General features: G+C 66.1%; 6 protein-coding genes and 1 pseudogene. 5 read left to right on the forward strand and 2 right to left on the reverse strand.

Annotation, left to right across the window (positions count from 1 at the left end; translation table 11 throughout):
• The 5 genes and pseudogenes from EN738_RS29515 to EN738_RS29535 form a co-directional block, all read left to right on the forward strand.
• Window positions 1-163 (forward strand): annotated as a pseudogene (locus tag EN738_RS29515) (sugar ABC transporter ATP-binding protein); the annotation flags it as partial.
• Window positions 164-168: 5 nt separating this feature from the next.
• Window positions 169-1,671 carry a GMC family oxidoreductase gene (locus EN738_RS29520; RefSeq protein ID WP_127286726.1) on the forward strand — a complete coding sequence of 501 codons (1,503 nt, stop codon included), beginning with the start codon at window positions 169-171 and terminating at the stop codon, window positions 1,669-1,671.
• Window positions 1,668-2,429: a 3-ketoacyl-ACP reductase gene (locus tag EN738_RS29525; protein ID WP_127286727.1), complete on the forward strand. Its 762-nt coding sequence runs from the start codon at window positions 1,668-1,670 to the stop codon at window positions 2,427-2,429. Before EN738_RS29520 ends, EN738_RS29525 begins: the two co-directional genes overlap by 4 nt.
• 12 nt (window positions 2,430-2,441) lie before the next feature.
• On the forward strand, window positions 2,442-4,070 hold the full coding sequence (locus tag EN738_RS29530) for a choline dehydrogenase (RefSeq protein ID WP_127286728.1): 1,629 nt from the start codon (window positions 2,442-2,444) through the stop codon (window positions 4,068-4,070).
• 10 nt (window positions 4,071-4,080) lie between these two features.
• Window positions 4,081-4,395 carry a Dabb family protein gene (locus EN738_RS29535; RefSeq protein WP_127286729.1) on the forward strand — a complete coding sequence of 105 codons (315 nt, stop codon included), beginning with the start codon at window positions 4,081-4,083 and terminating at the stop codon, window positions 4,393-4,395.
• A gap of 12 nt (window positions 4,396-4,407) precedes the next feature.
• Here EN738_RS29535 and EN738_RS29540 read toward each other — a convergent pair whose 3' ends face one another.
• The gene (locus EN738_RS29540; RefSeq protein WP_127286730.1) at window positions 4,408-5,253 is read right to left on the reverse strand and encodes an EamA family transporter; all 846 of its coding nucleotides are present in this window, start codon (window positions 5,251-5,253) and stop codon (window positions 4,408-4,410) included.
• A 7-nt stretch (window positions 5,254-5,260) separates the two neighbouring features.
• On the reverse strand, window positions 5,261-5,873 hold a 613-nt coding region (locus EN738_RS29545; RefSeq protein ID WP_127286731.1), incomplete at its 5' end, for an endonuclease/exonuclease/phosphatase family protein.

Here is a 5,873-nt window from a genome sequence, read left to right on the forward strand (position 1 = left end):
ACAGGGTTCCGACACCTTCGCCGTCACCAATCTCGGCGGCAAGGCGGTGGTGGCGCGGCTGCGCGCCGATGCCAAGATCCAGCCAGGCACGGTGACGCCGCTCGCCTTCAACCTGACCAAGGCCGTGTTCTTCGATCCGGCGACCGAGAAGCGCATTCTCTGACCGCCATGGCAAGCCCCGATATCGTCATCATCGGCTCCGGCATCGGCGGCGCCGCGATCGCCTCCGGCTTAGCCTGCAGTGGCGCCTCGATCCTGATCCTGGAACGCGGCGAGCCGCTGCCGGCGACGCCGGAGACGCGCGACACCCGCGCCATCTTCGTCAACGGCCACTACCGGCCGAAGGAGATGTGGCGCGAGGCCGGCGGCGCGGCCTTCAATCCCGGCAACTACTATTATGTCGGCGGCAATTCGAAATTCTATGGCGCGGTGCTGATCCGCTACCGCAAGGAAGACTTTTCCGCCATGGAGCATTTCGGCGGCGTCTCGCCGGCATGGCCGTTCTCCTACGAGGAGTTCGAGCCGTGGTATTCGAAGGCCGAACAGCTTTTTCGCGTGCGCGGCACACTGGGCGAAGACCCGACAGAGCCCTTCCATTCGATTCCCTACGCTTTCAAACCCGTGCCCGACGAGGCGCCGATCGCGCGCGCCCGTGCCGAATTGAAGGGGCTCGGCCTGCATCCTGCATCGCTGCCGCTCGGTGTCGACATTGACGCCTGGCTGAAGGACGGCAGGACAGGCTGGGACGCGTTTCCCAATGCCGGCCAGGGCAAGGTCGATGCGCAGACCGGACCGCTGGCGGCGGCCCTTGCCGACCCGAACATCCGGCTCGAGACCGGTGCCCATGTCGACTATCTGGAGGCATCGCCGGATGGCAGGTCGATTGCCGCCATCCATTACACGCAGAAGGGCGCGCAAAAGACGCTCTCGCCGAAGCTGGTCATCCTCTCGGCCGGCGCCGTCAACTCCGCCGTGATCCTGCTGCGCTCGCCTTCCTCCGATGGAAAGGGTCTTGCCAACAGCTCAGACCAGGTCGGCCGCAACTTCATGAACCACAATTCGAGCGCCATGCTGGCGATCGACCCGCGCCGCCGCAACGACGCCGTCTACCAGAAGACGTTGATGCTCAACGATTACTATCTGTCGGACGGCAAGGGCGGCAAGCCGCTCGGCAATGTGCAACTGCTCGGCAAGATCGACGGCAACATGCTGAGGGCCAACGTGAAATTGGCGCCAAAATTCGCGCTCGACTTCATGGCCGGCCATGCCGTCGACTGGTATCTGATGTGCGAGGACCTGCCCGACCCCGAGAGCCGCATCATGGTCGACGGCAAGGACATCGTCATGCAGTGGCGGCGCTCCAACATGCAGTCGCTGGAAGGCCTGACCAAGGTGATGCGCGAGAATTTCCGCGCTTGCGGCTATCCGATCGTGCTGTCGCGTCCCTTCGACAAGCGCACGCCCTCGCACCAGTGCGGCACGGTGAGGATGGGCGACGATCCGGGCAGCTCGCCGCTCGACCCGTTCTGCCGCGCCTACGATCACCAGAACCTGTTCGTCGTCGACGGCGGCTTCCTGCCGACCTCGGCCGCGGTCAACCCGGCGCTGTCGATTGCGGCGCAGGCGCTGCGCGTGGCCGATCACATCCGCAAAACGGAGCTTTCCGCATGACCCGCCCGGCGGCCATCATCACGGGCGGCGCGCGGGGCATCGGACTGGCCTGCGCCGAGGCATTGGCCGATGCCGGCTTCGACATCCTGGTCGCCGACTTGGCCGACAAGCCTGCCGACGGACTTGCAAGGAATATCACCGCGCGCGGCGCGAAGTTCGCCTATGCAAGCTGCGACATCGCCGATCTCGGCGCCCACGCGGCGCTGGTTGAGACCGCGATGGGCGCCTTCAGCCGCATCGATTGCCTGGTCAACAATGCCGGCGTCGGCGCCGTCGTGCGCGGCGATCTGCTGGAGCTGAAGCCGGAGAATTTCGACCGCGCCCTCGGCATCAATCTGCGCGGCACCGTGTTCCTCAGCCAGGCCGTCGCCAAGGCCATGCTGGCGAAACCAAGCGATCAGGCGAAATCGATCATCACCATCACCTCGATCAGCGCCGAAGCGGCCTCGCCGGAGCGCGCGGACTACTGCGTCTCGAAAGCCGGCCTGTCGATGTGGGTGAAAACACTGGCGCTGCGACTCGCTGCAGAAGGGATCGGCGTGTTCGAGGTGCGGCCTGGCATCATCCGCACCGACATGACATCAGGCGTTGCCGCCAAATATGACGCGCTGATCGAAGGCGGTCTGGTGCCAGCCAAACGCTGGGGCGAGGCATCGGATATCGGCGCCGTGGTGGCCGCGCTTGCCAGCGGCAAGTTCGGCTTTTCGACCGGCTCGATCATCAATGTCGACGGTGCGCTCTCCATACCGCGGCTCTGAACGGATGAGACAATGACGGATTACATCATCGTTGGCGCCGGCCCGGCCGGCTGCGTTCTGGCCAACCGGCTGAGCGAGGATCCCTCGAATTCGGTGCTGCTGCTGGAAGCCGGCGGCAAGGACTGGCATCCGCTGATCCACATGCCGGCCGGCTTCGCCAAGATGACCAAGGGCATCGCCTCGTGGGGCTGGTCGACTGTGCCGCAGAAGCACATGAAGGACCGCGTCTTCTGGTACACGCAGGCCAAGGTGGTCGGCGGCGGCTCCTCGATCAACGCCCAGATCTACACGCGCGGCAATGCCCGCGACTACGACGCGTGGGAGAAGGAAGAGGGCCTCGCCGGATGGGCCTATCGCGACGTGCTGCCCTATTTCAAGCGCGCCGAGAACAACCAGCGCTACGCCAACGACTTCCATGGCGACCAGGGGCCGCTCGGCGTCTCCAACCCGATCTCGCCGCTGCCGATCTGCGAAGCCTATTTCCGCGCCGGCCAGGAGATGGGCATCCCCTTCAACCCGGACTTCAATGGCGCCAGCCAGGAGGGCGTCGGCTACTACCAACTGACCCAGAAGGACGCGCGGCGCTCGTCCGCATCGGTCGCCTATCTGAAGCCGATCCGCGCCCGCAAGAACCTGAGCGTCAGGACAGACGTGCTGGTCACCCGCATCGTCGTCGAGAAGGGCCGCGCCGTTGGTGTCGAGGTCGTCGACAGGCCGGGCGGCGAAAAGACGATCCTGCGTGCCGGGCGCGAGGTGATCGTCTCCTCCGGCGCCATCGGTTCGCCCAAGCTTTTGATGCAGTCCGGCATCGGCCCGGCCGACCATCTGAGATCGGTCGGCGTGACGCCGGTCCACGACCTGCCGGGCGTCGGCTCCAACATGCAGGACCATCTCGACCTGTTCGTCATCGCCGAATGCACCGGCGACCACACCTACGACAACTACGCCAAGCTGCACCGCACGATGTGGGCCGGCCTGCAGTATCTGCTTTTGAAGAAAGGGCCGGTGGCCTCCAGCCTGTTCGAGACCGGCGGCTTCTGGTACGCCGACCCGACCGCCGCTTCGCCCGACATCCAGTTCCACCTTGGCCTCGGCTCCGGCATCGAAGCCGGCGTCGAGAAGTTGAAGAACCCCGGCGTCACCCTGAACTCCGCCTTCCTGCGCCCACGCTCGCGCGGCACGGTGCGGCTGAAGAGCGCCGACCCCGCCGACCATCCGCTGATCGACCCGAACTACTGGTCTGAGCCCTACGATCGCGACATGTCGATCAAGGGCCTCCGGCTGGCGCGCGACATCATGCGGCAGAAGGCGCTTGCCCCTTACGTGCTGCGCGAGGTCCTGCCGGGCCCTGCCCTGCAGAGCGATGACGAACTGTTCGACTATGCCTGCCGCAGTTCCAAGACCGACCATCATCCGGTCGGCACCTGCCGCATGGGCCATGACGACATGGCCGTGGTGACGCCTGACCTCAAGCTGCGCGGCATCGAAGGATTGCGGGTATGCGACGCCTCGGTGATGCCGCGCGTCCCCTCCTCCAACACCAACGCGCCGACCATCATGGTCGGCGAAAAGGGCGCCGACCTGATCCTCGGCCGCGAACCTTTGCCGCCGGCCGTTTTCTCCGGCAACCGCGCCGCTTGAGGAGAGAGTCATGATCAGGCATTGCGTCTTCGTCAAATTCCGCAGCGACGTCAGCCCGGCCGAACGCGCGGCGATCCACGCCGATCTGGAAGCTTTGCGCTGGGCGATCGAAGGCATGGACAAGGTCCATTTCAGCGCCAATGTCAGTCCGGAACCCTTTGCGCGCGGCTTCAGCCACGGCTTCACCATCGACTTCCGCGATGCCGCCGCCCGCGACGCCTATCTGGTGCACGAGGCTCATCAGGGTGCCGGCGCCAGGCTGGTCGCCGCCCTCGAAGGCGGCACCGACGGGCTGATGGTTGTCGATCTGGACATTCTCGGCTGACCGGCCGAGAAATTACCCCAGACGCAATGCGACGACGCCGGCGACGATGCTGAGCGCCGCCGCACCCCGCCAGCGCGTCGTATTCTCGCCCAGTGCGAAGACCGAGATCATCATGGCGAACAGGATCGAGGTCTCGCGCAGCGAAGCCACCGAGGCGATCGGCGCCTTGGTCATTGCCCACATGACGATCCAGTAGGCGGCGCCGCTGAGCACGCCGGTGAACAGCCCCGCCTTCCAGTCGCGCGCCAGCAGCGGAAGCGACTGCGGCCCACGGAAGACGATGCACAGCACCAGCGCCCAGAGAGCATCGCAGATGAACAGCCAAGCGGCATAGCTTGTCGCGGTCGCCGCCAGCCGCGCGCCGCTGCCGTCGGACAGCGTGTAGCTGGCGATGAAGATCGAGGTGCCCAACGCGAAGCAGACCGCGCGCAGGTTGAAGCGCTCCAGATGCACGCCGCCGCGAAACGACATCACCAGCGTGCCGGCCGACAGCAGCAGGATACCGAGAATGGCCAGCGGCGCGGGGAACTCCCGCACGACCACCATGCCGCCGAGTGCCGCGAGCAGCGGCGCCGTGCCGCGCGCCAGCGGATAGGTCTGGGCGAAATCGCCGGCCTTGTAGGCGCCGATCAGGAAGGTCCGGTAGCCCATGTGGAAGAAGACCGAGGCGAGGATGAATGGCCACACCTCGGCCTTAGGCACCTCGACGAAGGGCAGCACGAGCAGCGCGGCGAAACCCATGCCGAGCGTCATCAGCGTGATCGACAGGAAGCGGTCGAGATGCACTTTGACCAGCGCGTTCCAGATCGCGTGCATGGCGGCGGCGGCAAGCACCGCGAAGAAGACGAAAAGCGTCATGCCTTGGTCATCCGCCTCCGGAAGTCGTAGCGAGGCCTGGCGTCTCGAGGTCGATATCGATCCTCAGCGGAAAATGGTCGGACGCGATCTCGCCGATGTCGGCGCCGACCGAGCGCACGCGCGTGGCAAGCATGCCGCCGACGAAGCAATGGTCGAGCCGGCGCTTTGCCAGCCTGCCGTCGATGATCTTTTCATGGGTGTGGAAATCGGCCACCGGCTCGCTGGCGACGGCGGCGGCATCGACGAAACCGTCGCGATAGGCCGCCCCCCGGTGGTACGGTGTGCCGCCGACGATGCGCCGGTACTCGGCGCTATCAGGCTCCATGTTGAAGTCGCCCAGCCAGATTGCCGCCAGCGGGTTCTCCGGCTCCGGCCCGCCATTGCTCCAGTTGCGCTGCGGTTCGTCGTCGGCGCCGCTCCACGGGCCGCCCTCGGACGGCGCCCGGCGATGCTCGGCCAGCAGATAGTCGATCTGCTCCAGCCGCTCCTCGGCGGCAATGTGCGCGAGATGCAGCGAGACGACCCGCACCGGCCCTGACGGCGCGCGGATCATGCATTCGAGCGCGGCGTTGCGCGTGTTGAGCGGGCGCACGGTGCGGCGCAGCGGCAGCGTATGCAAC

Source organism: Mesorhizobium sp. M4B.F.Ca.ET.017.02.2.1 (genome assembly GCF_003998955.1).
Lineage (GTDB): Bacteria > Pseudomonadota > Alphaproteobacteria > Rhizobiales > Rhizobiaceae > Mesorhizobium > Mesorhizobium abyssinicae.

Bases quoted from the DNA above. Each gene is read 5' to 3' on its own strand.
- EN738_RS29530 (WP_127286728.1), top strand. From the start codon at position 2,442: ATGACGGATTACATCATCGTTGGCGCCGGCCCGGCCGGCTGCGTTCTG.
- EN738_RS29525 (WP_127286727.1), top strand. From the start codon at position 1,668: ATGACCCGCCCGGCGGCCATCATCACGGGCGGCGCGCGGGGCATCGGA.
- EN738_RS29535 (WP_127286729.1), top strand. From the start codon at position 4,081: ATGATCAGGCATTGCGTCTTCGTCAAATTCCGCAGCGACGTCAGCCCG.
- EN738_RS29520 (WP_127286726.1), top strand. From the start codon at position 169: ATGGCAAGCCCCGATATCGTCATCATCGGCTCCGGCATCGGCGGCGCC.
- EN738_RS29540 (WP_127286730.1), bottom strand. From the start codon at position 5,253: ATGACGCTTTTCGTCTTCTTCGCGGTGCTTGCCGCCGCCGCCATGCAC.